Annotated in this window: 14 protein-coding genes; 8 read left to right on the forward strand and 6 right to left on the reverse strand. The window is 75.6% G+C overall.

Annotated elements, in window-relative coordinates; genetic code table 11:
• The first annotated feature begins 52 nt into the window (after nucleotides 1-52).
• Nucleotides 53-3,760, forward strand: coding sequence for an nSTAND1 domain-containing NTPase (locus tag GMA12_RS03305; RefSeq protein ID WP_162459420.1), 3,708 nt, complete (start codon nucleotides 53-55; stop codon nucleotides 3,758-3,760).
• A gap of 145 nt (nucleotides 3,761-3,905) precedes the next feature.
• Here the strand turns inward: GMA12_RS03305 and GMA12_RS03310 are convergent, their stop codons facing one another.
• Nucleotides 3,906-5,648, reverse strand: coding sequence for a bifunctional 3'-5' exonuclease/DNA polymerase (locus GMA12_RS03310; protein WP_156267136.1), 1,743 nt, complete (start codon nucleotides 5,646-5,648; stop codon nucleotides 3,906-3,908).
• Nucleotides 5,649-5,791: 143 nt separating this feature from the next.
• Here GMA12_RS03310 and ssd point away from each other — a divergent pair, with 143 nt between their 5' ends.
• From ssd to GMA12_RS03345, 7 genes are all read left to right on the forward strand, one after another.
• Nucleotides 5,792-6,883, forward strand: coding sequence for a septum site-determining protein Ssd (ssd, locus tag GMA12_RS03315; protein WP_156267138.1), 1,092 nt, complete (start codon nucleotides 5,792-5,794; stop codon nucleotides 6,881-6,883).
• Nucleotides 6,880-8,073 (forward strand): TadA family conjugal transfer-associated ATPase, encoded by a 1,194-nt coding sequence (locus GMA12_RS03320; RefSeq protein ID WP_162459421.1) that lies wholly within the window; start codon nucleotides 6,880-6,882, stop codon nucleotides 8,071-8,073. The genes ssd and GMA12_RS03320 overlap by 4 nt, the downstream gene beginning before the upstream one ends.
• Nucleotides 8,070-8,822, forward strand: coding sequence for a type II secretion system F family protein (locus GMA12_RS03325; protein ID WP_162459422.1), 753 nt, complete (start codon nucleotides 8,070-8,072; stop codon nucleotides 8,820-8,822). The genes GMA12_RS03320 and GMA12_RS03325 overlap by 4 nt, the downstream gene beginning before the upstream one ends.
• Nucleotides 8,819-9,385: a type II secretion system F family protein gene (locus GMA12_RS03330; RefSeq protein ID WP_156267140.1), complete on the forward strand. Its 567-nt coding sequence runs from the start codon at nucleotides 8,819-8,821 to the stop codon at nucleotides 9,383-9,385. Before GMA12_RS03325 ends, GMA12_RS03330 begins: the two co-directional genes overlap by 4 nt.
• A 122-nt stretch (nucleotides 9,386-9,507) precedes the next feature.
• Entirely contained in the window at nucleotides 9,508-9,822 is a 315-nt protein-coding gene (locus tag GMA12_RS03335) for a DUF4244 domain-containing protein (RefSeq protein WP_156267142.1), read from the forward strand.
• A 188-nt stretch (nucleotides 9,823-10,010) separates the two neighbouring features.
• On the forward strand, nucleotides 10,011-10,412 hold the full coding sequence (locus GMA12_RS03340) for a TadE family type IV pilus minor pilin (protein WP_156267144.1): 402 nt from the start codon (nucleotides 10,011-10,013) through the stop codon (nucleotides 10,410-10,412).
• Nucleotides 10,405-10,830, forward strand: coding sequence for an Rv3654c family TadE-like protein (locus tag GMA12_RS03345; RefSeq protein ID WP_370830084.1), 426 nt, complete (start codon nucleotides 10,405-10,407; stop codon nucleotides 10,828-10,830). The genes GMA12_RS03340 and GMA12_RS03345 overlap by 8 nt, the downstream gene beginning before the upstream one ends.
• A 4-nt stretch (nucleotides 10,831-10,834) precedes the next feature.
• Here the strand turns inward: GMA12_RS03345 and GMA12_RS03350 are convergent, their stop codons facing one another.
• From GMA12_RS03350 to GMA12_RS03370, 5 genes are all read right to left on the reverse strand, one after another.
• Nucleotides 10,835-13,177 carry a DEAD/DEAH box helicase gene (locus tag GMA12_RS03350; protein WP_162459423.1) on the reverse strand — a complete coding sequence of 781 codons (2,343 nt, stop codon included), beginning with the start codon at nucleotides 13,175-13,177 and terminating at the stop codon, nucleotides 10,835-10,837.
• A 114-nt stretch (nucleotides 13,178-13,291) separates the two neighbouring features.
• A complete protein-coding gene (locus GMA12_RS03355; RefSeq protein WP_156267146.1) occupies nucleotides 13,292-15,070 on the reverse strand; it encodes a glycoside hydrolase family 13 protein in 1,779 nt (592 codons plus the stop codon).
• On the reverse strand, nucleotides 15,067-15,975 hold the full coding sequence (locus GMA12_RS03360; protein ID WP_156267148.1) for a carbohydrate ABC transporter permease: 909 nt from the start codon (nucleotides 15,973-15,975) through the stop codon (nucleotides 15,067-15,069). The genes GMA12_RS03355 and GMA12_RS03360 overlap by 4 nt, the downstream gene beginning before the upstream one ends.
• Entirely contained in the window at nucleotides 15,975-16,886 is a 912-nt protein-coding gene (locus tag GMA12_RS03365; protein WP_156267150.1) for a carbohydrate ABC transporter permease, read from the reverse strand. The genes GMA12_RS03360 and GMA12_RS03365 overlap by 1 nt, the downstream gene beginning before the upstream one ends.
• Nucleotides 16,883-18,160: an ABC transporter substrate-binding protein gene (locus GMA12_RS03370; protein ID WP_156267152.1), complete on the reverse strand. Its 1,278-nt coding sequence runs from the start codon at nucleotides 18,158-18,160 to the stop codon at nucleotides 16,883-16,885. The genes GMA12_RS03365 and GMA12_RS03370 overlap by 4 nt, the downstream gene beginning before the upstream one ends.
• Between the last annotated feature and the right edge of the window lie 91 nt (nucleotides 18,161-18,251).

Genomic DNA, 18,251 nt, shown 5'->3' on the forward strand with positions numbered 1-18,251 from the left:
GACTTACGATGCCAGGGTCCCCCGTGCCCGACATCCCCCGAGGAGGCTCCCGGTGGCCTCGCCCCGACCCGGCGCCGACCGGCCACGGCTCGCCGAGCAGCTCAGCGCCGCACGCCGCCGCCGCGGCCTGTCGGTGCGCGCGCTCGCCGCGGCCTGCCGCCTGCCCGCCAGCACCATCCAGGGCTGGCTCAGCGGGGCCCACCTGCCCGGCCCGGCGCTGCGCGAGGAGTTCACGGCCCTCCTGGACGCCCTCGGGCTGACCGAGGAGCGCCCGGCGGAGCAGTGGTGGGAGGACGTCAACCGCTCCCGCACGCCCGTCCAGCCCGCCACCACCCCGTACGTGGGACTGCGCTCCTACCGCGCCCAGGACGAGGCGCACTTCTTCGGGAGGACCGCGGAGGTCGCCGAGCTGGGGGAGCGGGTGACCCGGCTGGCCCCTGCCGACGGGCCCCGCATCCTGGCCGTCGTGGCCGCCTCGGGCGCGGGCAAGTCCTCCCTGCTGGGCGCCGGCCTGCTCGGCCGGCTGCGCGCCGAGGGCCAGCCGCTGCACGGATGGAGCGCCCTGGCGACCACACCGGGCCTGGACCCCGGGCGCCGGCTCGACGACGCGGTCGAGGCGGACCCGGACCTGCTGGTCGTCGACCAGCTGGAGGAGCTGTGGACCGGCACCCGGGACGCCGAGCAGCCCGGCCGGTTCCTGGACCGGCTCGCCGCCGCGAGCCGGGACCGGGTGGTCGTGGTGGGGCTGCGCGCGGACTTCTTCGGGCCCGCCAGCAGCCACGCCGAGCTGCGCGCCGCCCTGGAGCGCCCCGTGCTGCTCGGCGCGCTGACCCGTGAGCAGCTGCAGCAGATCGTCGTCGGCCCCGCCGAGGCCGTCGGGGCCCGGGTCTCCCCGGACCTGGTCGAGGTGATCCTGCGCGACGTGGCCCCCCGCGGCGCGGAGATCGGGGTGGGGCTGCTGCCCCTGCTCTCCCAGGCGCTGCTCGGCACGTGGGAGCACGCCCGCACCCGCGAGCTCACCGTGGCCGACTACCACGCCGCGGGCGGCATCACGGAGGCCGTGGACCGCCGGGCCGAGGAGGTCTACGCGGCGCTGGAGCCCGGTGAGCGGGACCTCGCCCGGGCCATCTTCCTGCGCCTGGTGCGCGTGGTGGGCACCGGCTCCTCCGCCACCGCCGTGCGCACCCCGATGCTGCGCGAGGAGCTGCCCGAGTGCGGTCCCGCCGTGGTGGAGCACTTCGCCCGCGCCCGGCTGCTGACCGTGGACCGGGACGAGGTCCAGCTCAGCCACGAGTCCCTGCTCGACCACTGGTCCCGGCTCAGCCGCTGGATCGAGGACGGCCGGCGCGACCTCTACGTCCGGCAGCAGCTGCAGCGGGCCACCCAGATGTGGCTGGCCAACGACCGCGATCCCCTCGCGCTGATCCCGCTGGGCCAGCTGGCCTCCTTCCGGGACTGGACCGGGGACCCGCAGCAGCAGGCGCTGCTCAGCCCGGCCGAGCGCGAGTACCTGGCGGAGAGCGAACGGCACTACGACGACGCCCTCGAGCGGCAGAAGCGCACGGCCCGGGAGATCGAGCGGCGCGGCCACGTGGCGCTCGTCCTGCTGGCCCTGGCCGTCTGCGCCGCCGTGGTCGCGGGCGCCCTCGGCATCCGGGCGGAGCGCTTCCAGACCGACGCGGAGACGGCCCGTGACCAGGCCCTGTCCCGCCAGACGGCGCTGGAGGCCTCCCGGATCCGGGGGGAGTCGCCGAACCTGGCCGCGCAGCTCAGTCTCGCGGCGTACCGGATGGCGCCCACCCGGGAGGGCGTCTCCGCCCTCATCGACGCGACCGCGGTGAGCTCCCCGGAGCGCTGGCTGGGCCCGGACGGCGCGTCCCGGCTCGCGGCGCTGGACGACGGCTCGGTGGTGGCGCGCGCGGCCGGGGACGGCCGGCTGTCCGTGTGGCGGGACTTCGAGAGCCTGGTCGAGGACCGCGAGGACGTCGTGGTCCTCGACGGCGAGGAGCGCGGCCTGGCCGACGTCGCCCTCGTCGAGCGGGACGGCAGGGTGCTCGCGGCGGTCGCCGGCACCGGCCACGTCAGCCTGTGGGACGTCACGGAGCGGCCCGTGCGGCGGGTCGCCGGCCTGGAGGTGGACACCGGGACCTCGTTCAACGCGGTGGTGTTCTCGCCCGGCGGGCGGCAGCTGCTGGCCGGCGGCCGGGGCGAGGTGCTGCGCTGGTCGCTCGAGGACCCCGAGTCCCCGCAGGCGCTGCCGCGGCTGCCCCTGGGCGAGGACGCCGACGTCCTCGCCGTCGCCGCGGCCGCCGACGGCACCGTCTACGCCGGCGGGAGCTCCGCGGGCATCGTCCGGTACGCCACCGACGGCCGGGGCGCCGAGCGCCTCGACCCGGTGCCCACCAGCCGGACCGTCCGGTCCCTGGCCCTCGACGACGACGGCGCCCGCCTGGCCGTGGGGCTGAGCGCGCGCGAGCTGCGGCTCTACGACGTCGAGGGCGACCGGCTGGCCGAGGCCGGCGCCGTCCGCGACTTCGGCAGCTGGATCAGCGACGTCAGCTTCTCCCCGGACGGGGAGCAGGTCGTGGCCGCGAGCTACGACCAGAACGCCTACGTGCACCGGCTGCCCGATCTCGCGCGCGTCGAGGTGTTTCCCACCGCCGCCCGGGTGACGGGGGCGCTGCGGGTGGGCGAGCGGCTGATCACCGCCTCGCAGGACGGCACCACCCGCTCGTGGGACCTGGAGGGACCGGTCATCCACCGGCGCGGGGAACCGGTGTACCAGCTCTCCACCGACCGCTCGGCCACGGTGCTCAGCGCCGTGGGCATCGGCGAGGGCGTCGTCTCCCTGTTCGACCTCACCGGGGAGGTGCCCGTGCCGCTGCCGTCGCCGGAGGCCCCGCCGGGGGAGACCCTCTGGTACGCGGGCGCCGTGGCGCCCGACGCCTCCTTCGTGGCCGGTGGCACCGAGGACGGGGACGTCCTGCTCTGGCCCCTCGAGGACGGGCGCCCGCAGGAGCCGGCGCGGGCCGCGGCCCTGGACGTGGGGGTCACGGGCGCCGACGTGACGGCGGACGGCGCCACGATCGCGGCGTGGTCCGAGGTCGGCACCGAGATCGCCCTGATGCGCCGTGACGGCGGAGCGGTCCGGCGCGTGGCCACGATCCCGGTGGCCGAGACGGAGGCGGCGCGGTTCAACGCCTCGGGCACGGTGTTCGCGGCGGCGGACGGCTCCAGGAACGTGCAGCTGTGGGACGTCTCCGACCCCGCCGCGCCCCGCCGGACCGCGGAGCTCACCCTGGACTCGGTCGTGACCTCGGCGGTGTTCTCCCCGGTGGCCGACGTCCTGGCCGTGGGGACCGAGGGCGGGCGGGTGCGTCTGTGGGACGTCGCCGACCCGTCCGAGCCCCACCCCCTGGGCGAGACCTCCGACGCCCTGTCCTCGGTCAAGGGACTGCAGTTCTCCCCGGACGGCACCCTGCTGGCAGGCGCCTCCGGGGACAAGTTCGTGTGGATGTGGAAGGTCGGCGCGGCGGACCTCAGCGTCTACGCGGCCCTGTCCGCCTCCGGGGACCGGATGAACGACGTGCGCTTCGCCGGCGACCGGCTGGTCGCCACGGGCGACGACGGCGTGGTGCGCAGCTGGCTGGTGCAGGCCGAGGACGCGGTCGCCGCGGTCTGCGCGGGCCGCGGCGACCGGATCACCGAGGACGAGTGGAGCCGGCACGTGACGGGAGCCCCGTACCGGGACCTGTGCTGAACCCGGCGCCGGTGGCGGGTCCTGTCGCGAACCCCGTCCCGAGCCCTGTGCCGGGGCCTGCGCTGAGCGCCGCGCCCAGCCCGGTGCCGGGCCGGCGACCCGCCCCGCACCCCGGAGTCCCCGGCGCGGTCCGCCACCGGGTCGCTCACTTGGCGTCCGCGTAGGACTCCACCACGGCCACGCTCACGGGGAACTCCACCGGGATCCGGCCGAACACCATCCGCCCCGCCTGCTCGGCGCATCCCCGGACCAGCTCGGCCGCGCGCTCGGCGTCCTCCCGCGCGCAGTGCAGCACGATCTCGTCGTGCAGGAAGAAGACGAGCTCGGCGTCGACCTCCTCCCGCACGAGGGCGGAACGGATGGCGCCCATCCAGCACATCGCCCACTCCGCCGCGGTGCCCTGCACCACGAAGTTGCGGGTGAACCGGCCCTGGCCGCGGGCCATCGCCCCGGCGCGCCGCTCGGCCTCCGCCGTCGCGGTGTCGCGCTGGGCCGCGTCCCAGTCCGGCCCCGGCCGGGGCGACCAGCGGCCCAGGTGCGTGCACACCTGCCCCCCGGTCTCCCCGACGCGGGCCGCCCGCTCGACGTAGTCCACGGCCCGCGGGAACATCCGGGCCAGGTGCGGCATCAGCCGCCCGGACTGCCCCGTGGTGGCCCCGTACATGGCCCCCAGCATGGCCACCTTCGCCTGCGGGCGCTCGGTCAGCTCCGACCCGCGCTCCTCGCCGAGGTCCGCGATGGCCTGGTACAGGTCACGGCCGTGGGAGGCGGCGGCCAGGGCGTCGTCGTGGGCCAGGGCCGCGAGGACGCGCGGCTCCAGCTGGGCGGCGTCGGCGACGACGAGCACCCGCCCCGGATCCGCCCGCACGGCGTCGCGCACCACGTGCGGGATCTGCAGGGCGCCACCGCCGCGGGCCGACCACCGCCCGGTGACCACACCGCCCACCACGTACTCGGGCCGGAAACGGCCCTCCCGCACCCAGCTGTCCAGCCAGTGCCACCCGTTGGCGCTGAGCAGCCGGGCCTGCTTCTTGTGCTCCAGGATCGGCTCGATCAGCGCCTGGCGCCGCGCGGCCAGGTCCGGCACGGCCCGGGCCCACTCGACGAGCTCCCACTGGCGGGTGCTGGTCACGTCGATGCCCGCCGCGCGCATGGCCTTGAGCAGCTCCTGCGGGGAGTCCGGGTTCAGCCCGGGCGCGTGCAGCACCTCCCGCAGCCGCCGGACGGTCCGCTCCATCCGCTCGGGCCGCTCCCCGGGGGCCGGCTCGGGTCCGAGCGCCTCCTCCAGCAGGGCGCGGTGGACGTCCTCGCGCCAGGGCACCCCGGCGTGCTGCATCTCCGCGGCGATCAGCGCCCCCTGGGACTCCGCCGCCAGCAGGAGGGTCAGCCTGCGGGGGTCCGCCGCGCCGGCCACGGCGGCGAGCTGGGCGAGCAGCTCGCCCACGAGCTCGTCCACCCCCGGCCCGGCGGCGCGCGGCAGCTCGAACAGGCTCGACTGGTCCTGCGCCGGCCGCGGGGGCGGGAGCAGACCGGGCGCCTCGTCCTCCGGCAGCGCCGGCAGGACGGGCGCGTAGGGGAGGGGGCCCTGCGCCCCGGAGCCGTGCGCGGTCGCGGCCGTGGCGAGGATCGCCTGGCACAGCCGCAGGTCGTGGCACCGTTCGACGCGCGCACCCGCGGCCAGCAGCTCGGGATAGACCGCACCGGTGCGCTCCCACGTCCAGCGCGGGGCGGTGTCCCCGGCCCGGCGGGCGGCCTCCTCGCGCTCGGCGACGAACGCGGCCAGCTCCCCGGCGGGCACGTCCACGGCGGCACCGGCCGCCCCGCCGGTCACCACCACGGCACGGTGCCCGGCCCGTCCCTCCTCCGCTGCTCCCACGACGATGTGCATCAGGCCATTGTCCTGCACGGGTCCGTCACCGTAGGCCGGTGCCCGGACTGCACACGCGCCCGCGCCGATCCGTGCCCCGCGGCCCGTCCACACCGCCCGCCCGGCCCGCTCGGCGCCCGGTCGCCGGGACCGAGAGTGGGCCCATGAGCACCGCCGCCCACCGCCCCGCCCCGGCCCGGACCCCGGGCGCCCCTGCCGCCCGGGCCCGCACGGTCCGCCTCGTCAGCGACGACCCCGCCCTGCGCGCCACGGTCGGACGCGTCTGCGCCGCGGCCGGCGCCGAGCTGCTGGCCGGGCCCGCCGATCCCGTCTCTCCCGCGCGGGCGCCGCTCGCCGACACCGAGCTGGTGGACGTGCACCACGCGGTGCGGGGCCGGGTCCGGCCGGGCACCGTGCTGGTGGGCCGGCCCGAGGACACCGGCCTGTGGGACCGGGCCGCCGAGCTCGGCGGCTGCACCGTCGCGGTGCTGCCGGACGCCGCCGGCTGGCTCGCCGACCTGCTCTCCGCGAGGAGCGCGGGCGGACCGGGCCCGGGCGGGACGGGGCACGTCGTGGGCGTCCTGGGCGCGGTGGGCGGGGCGGGCGCCTCCACGCTGGCGTGCTGGCTCGCGGACCGGGCCGCCCAGGAGGAGCGCACGGCCGTGCTCGTGGACGCGGACCGCGAGGGGTGCGGCATCGACGTCCTGCTGGGACTCGAGGACCGGGACGGGCTGCGCTGGCCGGACCTGCAGCGCATCGCAGGGACCGTGCACGCGGAGCAGCTGTGGCCGGCCCTCGCCCGGACCGGCCGGCTGCGGTGGCTCTCCTGGGACCGCTCCCGGCCGGACGGCGCTCCCGCGCCCTACGCGCCCGTGCTGGAGGCCCTGCGCCGGGCCGCGGAGCTCGTCGTCGTGGACCTGGGCCGGGCCGGCCCGGCGGCGGCGGACACGGCCGTCCTGTGCGACGAGGTCCTCGTGCCGGCGCCCCGCACGGTGCGGGGCATGCTGGCGGCCCGGTGGGCCGCGGACCTGCTGGCCGGGGTCCCGGCGCGCCTGGTGCCGGCCGGGCTCAACGTGGCCGACGTGGACGACGCCCTCGCCGCCGCCACGACCGGGCTGCCGGTGGCGGGATCCGTGCGCTTCTGCGGCAGCGTGCCCGAGGCCGCCGAGACGGGTCGCCTCCTCGAGGCCGGCCGCTCCCGCCGGCTCGGCCGGGACGTGGCCGGGCTGCTCGGGGCCGTGGGAGGGCTCCGGTGAGCGCCTCCCCGCCCGAGCTGCCGGACGCGCTGCTGGAGGACGTGCGGGACCGGCTGCTGTCCGCCCCGGGCCCGGTCACCGACGCCGACATCGCGGATGCCGTGCGTGCCGGTGGCCGGGTGCTGGGTGCGGCCGGCACGCTGCACGCGGTGCAGGTGGTGCGCGCCGAGCTCACCGGGCTAGGCCCGCTGGAGCCCCTGCTCCCGCACCGGGGACTCACCGACGTCTACGTCAACGGACCCGACCAGGTGTGGCTGGAGACCGAGGCCGGGGTGCGGAGGGTCGCGTCCCCGTTCCGCTCCGACGCCGAGGTGCGGGCCCTGGCCGTGCGGCTGGTGACCGCCGCCGGGCGCCGGCTCGACGCCGCCCACCCGTGCGCCGACGTCCAGACCGCCGCCGGGTACCGGGTGCACGCGGTCCTGCCGCCGGTCTCCACCGGAGGGACCCTGCTCTCCGTGCGGTTCCGGACCCACCGGACCCTGTCCCTGCAGGACCTCGTGGACGTGGGCACCGTCCACCCGGACACGGCCGAGCTGCTCGCCGGGGCGGTGCAGTCCGGCGCGAACCTCCTGGTCAGCGGGGCGACGGGAGCCGGAAAGACCACCGTGCTCAACGCCCTGCTGTCCCGGGCCCCGCAGCACGAGCGGATCGTGCTGATCGAGGACGTCGCCGAGCTGCGCCCCGAGCATCCCCACGTGGTCGGGCTCCAGGCCCGGCACGCCAACGCCGAGGGCGCCGGAGGCATCGACCTGGCCGAGCTCGTCCGCCAGGCGCTGCGCATGCGGCCCGACCGGCTCGTGGTGGGGGAGTGCCGCGGGGCCGAGGTGCGCGAGCTCCTCACCGCACTCAACACGGGGCACACGGGAGCGGGCACGGTCCACGCGAACTCCGCCGAGGCGCTGCCCGCCCGCCTCGCGGCCCTGGGCGCGCTCGCCGGGATGAGCCGGGAGGCGGTCACGCTGCAGGCGGGGAGCGCCCTGGACCTGGTCGTCCACGTCGACCGCGCGGGCGGGCGCCGCGAGGTCCGCGCGGTCTCCTTGCTGGAGGAGCGCGCCGGATCCCTCGCCACGGTGCCCGCCGCCGTCCAGGCCGACGGGCGGCTGCGCCGCGGACCGGGCTGGGCGGGACTGTGCGCCCTGCTCGACCGTGCCCTCGCCCCGGCCCCGGCCTCCTCGCGGAGCACCCCGTGAGCGCGCTGCTGGTTCTCGCCCTGTGCCTGGCGGGGTGCTCCGCGGCGCTGCTGGGCGGACCGCTGCACCGGGTCCGGGCGGCCGCGCGGCGGGAGCCGGGCGGGGACCGGGCGCCGGCGTGGCGGTCCCGCCTCTCCCGGGACGCCGCCGCGGAGGCCGCCGAGTGGGTCTCGCTGCTGCGCCGCCTGGCGGCGCTGCTGCAGGCGGGACGGTCGCCGGCGGCGGCCTTCGAGGGCGCCGCCGGGGGAGCCGGCCACCGGCCCCGCACACCCACCGCCCGGCACGTGGAGCAGCTGTGTACCGCCGTGGCGGCCGGCGCCCGCCTGGGCCTGAGCACCGCGGACGCCCTCGCCGCCGTTCCCGCCCCGGCGCTCGGCCACCGGCCCCTGGAGCGGTGGGCCGTCTCGGCCACGGCCGAGCTGACCCTGTGCTGGGAGGTCTCCGAGCGCACCGGCGCCCCGCTGGCCGAGCTGCTCGGCGGACTCGCGGACGCCCTCGAGGCCGAGCTGGACGCCGAGGCGGCCCGCAGCACGGCGCTGGCAGGTCCCCGGTCCACCGTCCGGATCCTGTCCTGGCTGCCGGTGCTCGGCATCGCCCTGGGCGTGCTGATGGGCGTCGACCCGCTGCGCACCCTGTTCACCACGCCGTGGGGCGTGGCCGCGCTCGTCGCCGGCGCGGTCCTCACCGTCCTCGGCCGGGCGTGGACGCGAGCGCTGATCGGCCGGGCCGAGGCCGTGGGTGCGCGATGACGGTCCTGATCGCCGCCGCCGCGGCACTGCTGCTGCTCGCGGCCGTGACCGTGGTGCTCCTGCCGCACCGGGCGCGTCTGGCGGAGTCCTCCGGCCCGGCCCCGCCCCGTCGGCGGGCTCCCGCGGCGCACGTCTCCGCCGGTGTCCTCGTGGAGCTGACCGCGGCCATGCTGGACGCCGGCCTGCCCCTGGGAGAGGCCGTGGCCGTGCTGGGCGGGAGCCGGGGGCACGCGTCCGGCAGCGCCCTGGCCGGGGTGGGCGCCGGGCTGCGGCTGGGCCTGCCGTGGGCCACCGCCTGGGCCGCGGCCGGCGAGCTGCCGGCACACCTGGAGGACTACCGCGAGGCCCTCGCGTTCACGGCGACCTCCGGGGCGCCCTCGGCACGGAGCCTGCGGTCCCAGGCCTCCCAGGTGCGCCGGGCCGCCTACCGGCGGGCCGAGCGCGCCGCGGAGGTGCTGTCCGTACAGCTCGTGCTGCCGCTGGGGCTGTGCTCCCTGCCGGCCTTCGTCTGCTGGGGCGTGCTGCCGGTCGTGATGGGACTCGTCCCGGAGGTGTTCCGATGACCCGCCGCGCGCGGAGCCGCGCGCCCCCGTCCGCGGCATCCCGCTCCTGCCGGAGCACCGACCACCGATCCAGGCGGACCACGCCGCCTCCCTCCGCTCCACCCATCCCGAAAGGACCCGTCATGTCCCAGCAGCAGCTCTCCCGGCCCCGGTTCTCCTCGCGCGAGGCGTCCCGGCGGCGCAGGTCCGCGGCACCCGACCTCGTGCGGGGCACCGCCCTCACACCCACCGCCCGCCGAGCCGCCCTCCGCGGCGCCACCGCCCCGCCCCGTCCGCTCCGGCGGGCGGAGGAGGCGGACCTCGGGGCGACCACGGTCGAGTACGCCATGGTCGTGCTCGCCGCCGCGGCCTTCGGCGGCGTCATGGCCGCGGTGCTCTCCTCCGGTCAGGTGCGCGAGCTCCTGACCGCGATCATCGAAAAGGCGCTCGGGGTCTGAGAACCGCGACACCAGGGGTCCGCGGCGCCGGTCCCGGCGCCGCGGACCCCGCGGTCCTCCGTTGGCCGTTTCCACCCCTCGGGCCCGCTGCCTCCGGATCGTCCGCCCACTCACCGCCCCAGCACCGTCCACCCTCCGCCTGCTCACCGTTCGCTCACCACCCGCTCACCGCCCGCGAGGAGACCGCCATGACCGCCGCCCGTCCCCGTCCGTCGCCGCACACCGCGTGTCCCGACCGCGGGGCCGTCACCGCCGAGACGGCTGTCCTGCTGCCCGCGCTCGTGCTGCTCCTGGCCGTGCTGCTCGCCGCGGCGGCGGCCGGGATGACCCTGATCCGCTACGAGGAGGCGGCCCGGGCCTCGGCCCGGGCCGCGGCCCGCGGCGAGAGTTCCGCGACCGTCCGCTCGACCGCGCAGTCCGTGGCGGGACAGGACGCCGCGGTGCACCTCGAGGCCGGCACCGGGACCGCCACGGTGGTCGTGGCCGGACCCGCCCCGGGGATCCTGGGCACGTGGGGCGGCTGGGAGCTGCGGGCCGAGGCCACCTCGGAGACCGAGGGCGCCCGCACGGCAGGAGACCACGGTGGCTGACCCGGCAGCCCGCCCGGCGATCCACCCGGCGTCTGCCGACGGCGCGCCGCCGACCGCCGACCGCGACCGTGGCAGCGGCACCGTGCACGCGCTGACGCTGTCCCTGGTGCTCGGCGTGCTCCTGGTGACGGTGCTGCTGCTGGCGCAGGCGGGCGTCGCGACCCACCGGGCGGGGAAGGCCGCGGACCTCGCCGCGCTCGCCGCCGCGGACGTCGCCCGCGGCCTCGTGGCCGGCGAGCCGTGCGGCGCCGCCGCGCGCGTCGCACGGGCCAACGGCGCCCAGCTGGAGCTGTGCGAGCTGGTGGAGCCGGAGCGGGTCGTCGTCGACGTGGGAACCGAGGTCGCGCTCGAGGGGCCGCTGGCCCGGTTCGGGGCAGCCCGCGGTGTCTCCCGGGCCGGTCCGCCCGAGGACCCGTGAGCGGTCAGGCGTCCGGGGCGTCGCGCAGCAGCGCGTCGATCAGCTTCACGGCGCCGTGCTTGTCCAGCGGGTTGTTGCGGTTGCCGCACTTGGGCGACTGCACGCAGGACGGGCAGCCGTGCTCGCACTCGCAGGAAGAGATCGCCTCCCGGGTCGCGCGCAACCACGCGACCGCGGTGTCGTAGCCGCGCTCCGCGAAGCCCGCGCCGCCGGGGTGCCCGTCGTAGACGAAGACCGTGGGCAGCTCGGTGTCGGCGTGCAGGGCGGTGGAGAGCCCGCCCACGTCCCACCGGTCGCACGACGCCACGAGCGGGAGCAGGCCGATGGCGGCGTGCTCGGCGGCGTGCAGCGACCCGGGGACGTCCGGCTCCTCGATGCCGGCGCCGTTCAGCACGGGCCCCGGCACGGTGAACCACACCGACTTGGTGAACAGGTCCCGGGCGTCGAGCTCGAGGGGCTCCTCGCCGAGCACCTCGTTGGAGGTCACGGCCTTGCGCTGGAAGGAGACCACCTTCGTGGTGACCTGCACCTGGCCGAAGTGGACGGTCACCGCCCCCCACGTCTCGGAGCGCTCCTCCGCCACCACGGTGACCTGGGTGACGTCCCGGGCGGTCGTGTAGAAGTCCGGGTGCGCCCGGGTCACGGCCGCGTAGGAGTCCGCCTCGTTGAGCTCGTCGACGATGTAGGTCCGCCCCTGGTGCACGTACACGGCCCCGGGGTGGGCCTGGTAGTGGGACTGGGGGGCGTCCATGGTGCCCAGCACCGCGCCCGTGTCCGTCTCGATGATGCGGATCGGCCCGCCGCCGTCCGAGCGCAGGGAGACCATCCCGGCCGCGGACTGCGGGTGCGTCCAGAACCACCCGCTCGGCCGGCGGCGCAGGTGCCCGTTGGCCACCAGGGAGGAGAGCACATCCGCGGCCGTGGGGCCGAACGCGGCGACCTCCTCGGCCCGCAGCGGCTGCTCGGCCGCCGCCGCGCACAGGTGCGGGGCCAGCACGTAGGGGTTCGAGGGGTCGAAGACGGTGGCCTCGACGTCCACGTCGAAGACGGCCTCCGGGTGGTTGACCAGATAGGTGTCGAGGGGGTCGTCGCCGGCCACGAACGCCGCCAGCGCCTCCTGCCCGGCCCGGCCCGCCCGGCCGATCTGCTGGAAGAAGGAGGCCCGGGTGCCGGGCCAGCCCGCCACCACCACGGCGTCCAGGCCGGCCACGTCGATGCCGAGCTCCAGGGCGGAGGTGCTGGCCACGCCGAGCAGCCGCCCGTCCCGCAGGGCCGCCTCCAGGGCACGGCGCTCCTCCGGCAGGAAACCGGAGCGGTAGGCCGCCACCCGGTGGGCCAGCGAGGGGTCGACCTCCTCGAGCTGGCGGTGGGCGATCTGGGCGATCGTCTCCGCGCCGCGGCGGGACTTGATGAAGGCGATCGTCCGGACCTGGTGCAGCACCAGGTCCGTGAGCATGTCGGCGGCCTCGGCCAGCGCGGTCCGGCGCACCGGGGCGTCGTTCTCGCCCACGCCGTCCGTCTGCTCGGGCTCCCAGAGCACCACGGTGACCGGCCCGTGCGGGGAGAAGTCCGTGGTCACCGGCGTCACCTCGGCCTCGGGGACGCCCACGAGCCGGGCGAAGGAGGCGTGCGGCTCGAACGAGGTGGCCGAGGCCCCGATGAAGACGGGGTCGGCGCCGTAGGCCCGGCAGATCCGGCGCAGCCGCCGCATGAGGTTGGCCACGTGCGAGCCGAAGACCCCGCGGTAGGAGTGCGCCTCGTCCACGACGACGTACCGGAGCCGGCGGAAGAACCGCGACCAGCGCGCGTGGTTGGGCAGCACCCCGTAGTGCAGCATGTCGGGATTGCACAGCACCACGTCGGCGTGGTCCCGGACCCAGCGCCGCTCGGCAGGGTCGGTGTCGCCGTCGTAGGTGGCGGCCCGGAGGGTCGGCAGGCCCAGCGCCTCCAGCCCCTTGAGCTGGTCGGCCGCCAGGGCCTTGGTGGGCGAGAGGTAGAGGGCCGTGGCCTCGTCCGGGTGGCGCACCATGCCGGGATGTGCGAGCGCGGCCAGCCGCCCCCGGTGCACGGCGTCGGCCACAGGCACCTGGTAGGCCAGGGACTTGCCCGAGGCCGTGCCGGTGGCCACCACCACGTGCCGGGGGGCCAGCACGGCCTGCACCTGGTGCAGGTACGGCCGGTGCACGCCCAGCCGCTCGTAGGCCGCGACCACGTCCGGGTGCAGGTGCTCGGGCCACGGTGCCGTCACCGCGTCCCGGTCCGGCAGCTCCCGGACATGGCGCACCTGCTCCGGCGCGTCACCGCGGCCGAGCAGGGGGATCAGGGAGGCGTGGTCGGAGGACGGCACCGGTTCATTGTGCCACCGCGGCCCCGGAGCCCCCTCCGAGGAGGGGCCGCCGGGGCCACGGGAAGCACCGGCCGCGGACGGGACCGATGACCCGGTCCCGCCGGGCCCGTTCCGTCAGTGCTGTCCGGCCGCGCCGTGGACCCGCCGGTGCACGCGCGCCTCCCAGGGGGCCAGGACGGTGACGTCCGCCGGAGCGGAGCTGACGGGCAGGTTGCCGAGCAGCACCTCGGCGCCGGCCCACGCGGCGGCGTCCGGGAGGTCGGCGCGCACCTCCTCGCCCGAGACGTTGGCCAGCACGAGCAGCTCCACGTCGCCGAGCCGCCGGGTGAAGGCGTAGACCTGCTCGTGCTCCGGGACGAGCATGGTGAAGTCGCCCAGGGCCACCGCCGGCTCGGTGCGGCGCAGCTCGATGAGCCGCCGGTAGTGGTGGAACACGGAGCCAGGATCCGCCCGGGCGGCGTCGGCGTTGACCACGTCGTGGTTCGGGTTCACCGGGATCCACGGGGTTCCGGTGGTGAACCCGGCGTGCTCCCCGGCGCTCCACTGGACCGGGGTGCGGGCGTTGTCCCGGCCCGTCCAGCGCAGGCCCTCCAGCACGGCGGCGGGGTCCGCCCCGGCGGCCACGGCGTGCCGGTAGTGGTTGACCGACTCGATGTCCCGGAAGTCCTCGATGGAGCCGAAGTCGGCGTTGGTCATGCCCAGCTCCTCCCCCTGGTAGACGTAGGGCGTGCCGCGGTGCAGGTGCAGCAGCGTGGCCAGGCACGTGGCGGAGGCCACCCGGTGCTCGGGGGAGTCGTCGCCGAAGCGGGAGACCACCCGGGGCTGGTCGTGGTTGTTCCAGTACAGCGAGTTCCAGCCCACCTCCTCCAGGCCCTCCTGCCACCGGCCCAGGGAGGCCTTCAGGTCGGTCAGGCGCAGCGGCCTCGGGTCGAACTTGCCGCCGGGGCCGTGGTCGAGGTTGACGTGCTCGAACTGGAAGACCATGTCCACCTCGGCCCGGGCCGGGTCGGTGAACAGCACGGCCTCCTCCACGGTGACGCCGGGCATCTCGCCCACGGTCAGCAGCTGGGCGTCCCGGCCGGCGAAGACCTCCCGGTGCATCTCCTGGAGGAACTCGTGGATGCGGGGCCCGTTGGTGTAGGACGCCGAGCCGTCGCCGTAGGGGGTGCCCTCCACGGGCGGCCCGTCGTGCAGGTGCCCGTCGGCGGCGACGTCCTTGCTGATCATGTTGATCACGTCCATCCGGAAGCCGTCCACCCCGCGGTCCAGCCACCAGCGCATCATGGCGTGGACGGCCCGGCGCACCTCGGGGTTCTCCCAGTTGAGGTCCGGCTGCTTGGTCGAGAACAGGTGCAGGTAGTACTCGCCGGAGGCCTCGTCGAGCTCCCAGGCGGGCCCGGAGAAGATGCTCTGCCAGTTGGTCGGCTCCGCCCCGGGCGCACCCGCCTCCATGCCGCGGCGGGGCGTGCGCCACCAGTACCAGTCGCGCTTGGGGGAGTCGGGGGAGGAGCGGGACTCCACGAACCAGGGGTGCTCGTCGGAGGTGTGGTTGACCACGAGGTCCATCACGAGCTTCATGCCCCGGGCGTGCACCGCCTCGAGCAGCCCGTCGAACTGCTCGAGCGTCCCGAAGGACGGGTCGATGTCCTGGTAGTCGCTGATGTCGTAGCCGTTGTCGTCCTGCGGGGAGCGGTAGATCGGCGACAGCCAGATCACGCCCACCCCCAGCGCCTCGAGGTGGTCCAGATGGGCGAGGATCCCGCCGAGGTCACCGATCCCGTCGCCGTTGGAGTCGGCGAAGGAACGGGGGTAGATCTGGTACACCACGGTGTCGGTCCACCACGCGGGGGCCGCGGCAGTGGCGAGGTCGTGCTGCTGGGGGCTGGTGGTCATTTGACGGCTCCTCGGGTCACGCCGGAGATGACCCACCGCTGGGCGAGAACGTACACCACGAGCAGTGGTGCCATCGCCATGAGGTAGGACGCGAACGCGACGGTGTAGTTGGTCTGGAACTGGGACTGGAACACATACTGCACGAGCGGCAGGGTCGCCTGCCCGGGGTCGGAGACGATGATGAGCGGGAGCAGGAAGTCGTTCCACGCCCACAGGCAGGTCAGGATCCCGACGGTGGCGTTCATGGGCGTGAGCAGCGGGAAGATCACCCGCCAGAAGACGCCCCACGTGCCGGCGCCGTCCATCCGGGCCGCCTCCTCGAGCTCGAGGGGGATGGAGCGGATGTAGGCGGTGAAGATGAAGATGTTGAAGGACAGGCCGTAGACGACGTACAGCAGGACCAGCCCGGCCGGGTTGTCCAGGCCCAGCTGCGCGGTCTGCTTGGCCACGGGGAGCATCAGGATGGGGAAGGGTACGAAGAGCGCGGAGATGAAGTAGAAGAACAGGCCCTTGAAGAAGCGCCGGTGCATGTTCCGGGCGATCGCGTAGGCCACCATCGAGTTCGTCAGCAGGGTCAGGGCCACGGCGGCCACCGTGATGACGGCGCTATTGAGCGCTGCCCGCGGGAAGTCGGTCAGCGTCCAGGCGTCGGCGAAGTTCGCCCACCGGACCTCGGTCGGGAGCGCGAAGCCGCTGCCGCCGAGCTGGTCGGGGGTCTTCAGGGCGGTGACCACCGTGAAGTACAGCGGCACGAGGACGGTCAGGGCCAGCACGACCAGCAGCGCGGTGAGCCACCAGTTGACCCGGGCGCCGGTGCGGCGTCGTCGGGCGGGGCGCGGGGCGGCGGTCCCGGGGGCGGGGGCGGCGGCGCCGGTGGGCGGGACGGCGACATGGGTGGAGGACATCAGGCGGACACCTCTTCGCGACGGAGGACTCGGAGCTGGACGACGGCGAAGACCACCAGCACGATCATGAACACCACGGCGTTGGCGATCTGGTAGCCGTACTCCCCGCCCTGGAAGCCGCCCTTGTAGATGAGCACGGAGACGGACTCGGTGGCGGTGCCCGGTCCGCCGCCGGTCATGGCGATGATGTGGTCGAAGACCTGGAGGAAGTTCTTCAGCGACAGCACCATGTTCAGCGTGAAGAACGCCGCGATCATGGGGAAGGTGATGGACCAGAACCGCTTCCACGGGCCCGCGCCGTCGATGGCGGCCGCCTCGTAGAGCTCGGCCGGCACGGTCTGCAGGCCGGCGAGGTAGATGATGATGTTGAACGCGACCGCCTGCCACACGGCCAGGACGACGATCCCGACCCATGCGAGCTCGGGATCGGCCAGCAGGGACGTCGAGAGACGGTCGATGCCCAGCGCGGCCCCGATGCTCGGCAGCGAGTTGGTGAACAGGTAGTTGAAGACGTAGCCGATGACCAGCACCGCGAGGACGTTCGGCACGAAGTAGACCCCGCGCAGGGTGTTCTTGAACCTGATCCTCCCGTTGAGGCCCACGGCCAGGGCCAGGGCGACGACGTTGACCAGGACCGTGGCCACCAGGGCGAACCGGAAGGTGAACCAGTAGGCGGCCCGCACCCTCTCGTCGCCGAACAGCGCGGCGTAGTTGGACAGCCCGACGAAGTTCCAGTCGCCGTAGCCGGGGGAGTCGGTGAAGCTGTAGAAGACTCCCTGCAGCACCGGGGCGGTGTGGAAGAGCAGGAAGAGCCCCAGTGCGGGGAGCACCATCCAGTAGTAGGCACGTCCGGGGCCGGTGCGGCGGTTCCGGGGGCGGCGGGAGGTCGCGGGGCGGGTCGTGGTGCTCATCGGGACTCCACCGCTCCCAGACCCCAGCTGCGCCGGGTGGCGACCTCGTCCCAGCTCTCGTCGAGAGCCGCCAGGAAGGCCTCCCGGTCCCCGTCGATGAGGTACTGCTGCAGCAACGGCCCCAGGGGGACGGCGGGGATGAACTGGTGGTCGAAGAATCCCACGATGCGCTCCTGATCGATGTAGGACTGGATCCCGGTCAGCGCGGGGTCGTCGTTGGACAGGCCCTCGAGGGTGGGTACGGCCGTCTGCTCCTCGGCGTAGTCCTGGACGACCTCGGGCTGCATGAGGAACTCGACGAAGCGCTGGACCTCCTCGGGGTGCTCGGTGTCCGCGCCGGCGGTGATCACCACGTCCACGCCGGAGACCAGGACGGTCTGCGCCGGGTCGTTCGTGGCGGGCAGGGCGAAGCTGCCGATGGTGAAGTCGGGCTCGAACGAGCGGATCTGGGGCACGGCGTAGTTGCCCAGCAGCAGCATCGCCGACTCGCCGCGGGCGAAGGCGGCGGTGCCGTCCTCGTAGCCGGTGGCCACCGGATCCGGCTGGGTGTGCTCGAACAGCTCCGCCAGCTTCCCGGCGGCCTCCGGCCACTCCTCCTGGAAGGTCGTTCCCCCGGCGAAGCGCTGCTCCCAGAAGTCCTCGGAGGTGGTCTGCGGGACGATCGGCGCCAGGGGCGCCTGGCCGGTCCACGCGTCGGCGAGCGTCCCGTAGAAGGGGGTGACGCCGCGGTCCTCGAACGTCCGCGCCGCGGCGATCAGCTCGTCCCACGTCTGCGGCACGGCGACACCGTGCTCGGCGAAGAGCTCCTCGTTGTAGAGCACGCCGGCGGCGTTGGCCGCGAAGGGGACGCCGTTGACGGCCCCCTCGGTGCCCGCGCCGAGCTCCTGGACGATCTGGGCGTAGGCCGGGTTGACGTCCTCGAGCGCCGGGGAGCCCGCGAAGTCGGCGAACACGCCCGCCGAGGCCAGCTCTCCGAAGGTCCCGTTGGCGTTGAGGGTCAGCACGTCCGGCATGTCCTCCTTCACCAGGCGGGTGCGCAGGGCGGTCTCCGGGTCGGGGACGTTGTCCACGACCACGCGCACGTCCGGGTTCTGCGCCTCGAACTGCCGGGCGAGGTCCTCGAAGTAGGCCACGGCCTCGCCCTTGAACTGGAAGAACGTGATGGTGGTGGGCTCCTGCGCCCCGCCCACGGAGCAGCCGGTCAGCAGCAGTGCGCACGCGGCGAGGCCCGTCCGGCGCAGCGGCGACCGGCGGCCGGCCGCGGAGGCCGTCACCTCGTGCCCGCTGACGGCGGGGCGGCGGGGAGGAAGGAGGAGCGGGAGCTGGTGCGCATGGGGATCTCCTGCGGTGGCGACCCGCGGTGGC

The organism is Kocuria sediminis, assembly GCF_009735315.1.
Lineage (GTDB): Bacteria > Actinomycetota > Actinomycetes > Actinomycetales > Micrococcaceae > Kocuria > Kocuria turfanensis.

What these genes read in the sequence shown, in the direction of transcription:
- GMA12_RS03310 (WP_156267136.1), bottom strand. Translation starts at nt 5,648, where the DNA reads ATGCACATCGTCGTGGGAGCAGCGGAGGAGGGACGGGCCGGGCACCGT.
- ssd (WP_156267138.1), top strand. Translation starts at nt 5,792, where the DNA reads ATGAGCACCGCCGCCCACCGCCCCGCCCCGGCCCGGACCCCGGGCGCC.
- GMA12_RS03330 (WP_156267140.1), top strand. Translation starts at nt 8,819, where the DNA reads ATGACGGTCCTGATCGCCGCCGCCGCGGCACTGCTGCTGCTCGCGGCC.
- GMA12_RS03335 (WP_156267142.1), top strand. Translation starts at nt 9,508, where the DNA reads ATGTCCCAGCAGCAGCTCTCCCGGCCCCGGTTCTCCTCGCGCGAGGCG.
- GMA12_RS03340 (WP_156267144.1), top strand. Translation starts at nt 10,011, where the DNA reads ATGACCGCCGCCCGTCCCCGTCCGTCGCCGCACACCGCGTGTCCCGAC.
- GMA12_RS03355 (WP_156267146.1), bottom strand. Translation starts at nt 15,070, where the DNA reads ATGACCACCAGCCCCCAGCAGCACGACCTCGCCACTGCCGCGGCCCCC.
- GMA12_RS03360 (WP_156267148.1), bottom strand. Translation starts at nt 15,975, where the DNA reads ATGTCCTCCACCCATGTCGCCGTCCCGCCCACCGGCGCCGCCGCCCCC.
- GMA12_RS03365 (WP_156267150.1), bottom strand. Translation starts at nt 16,886, where the DNA reads ATGAGCACCACGACCCGCCCCGCGACCTCCCGCCGCCCCCGGAACCGC.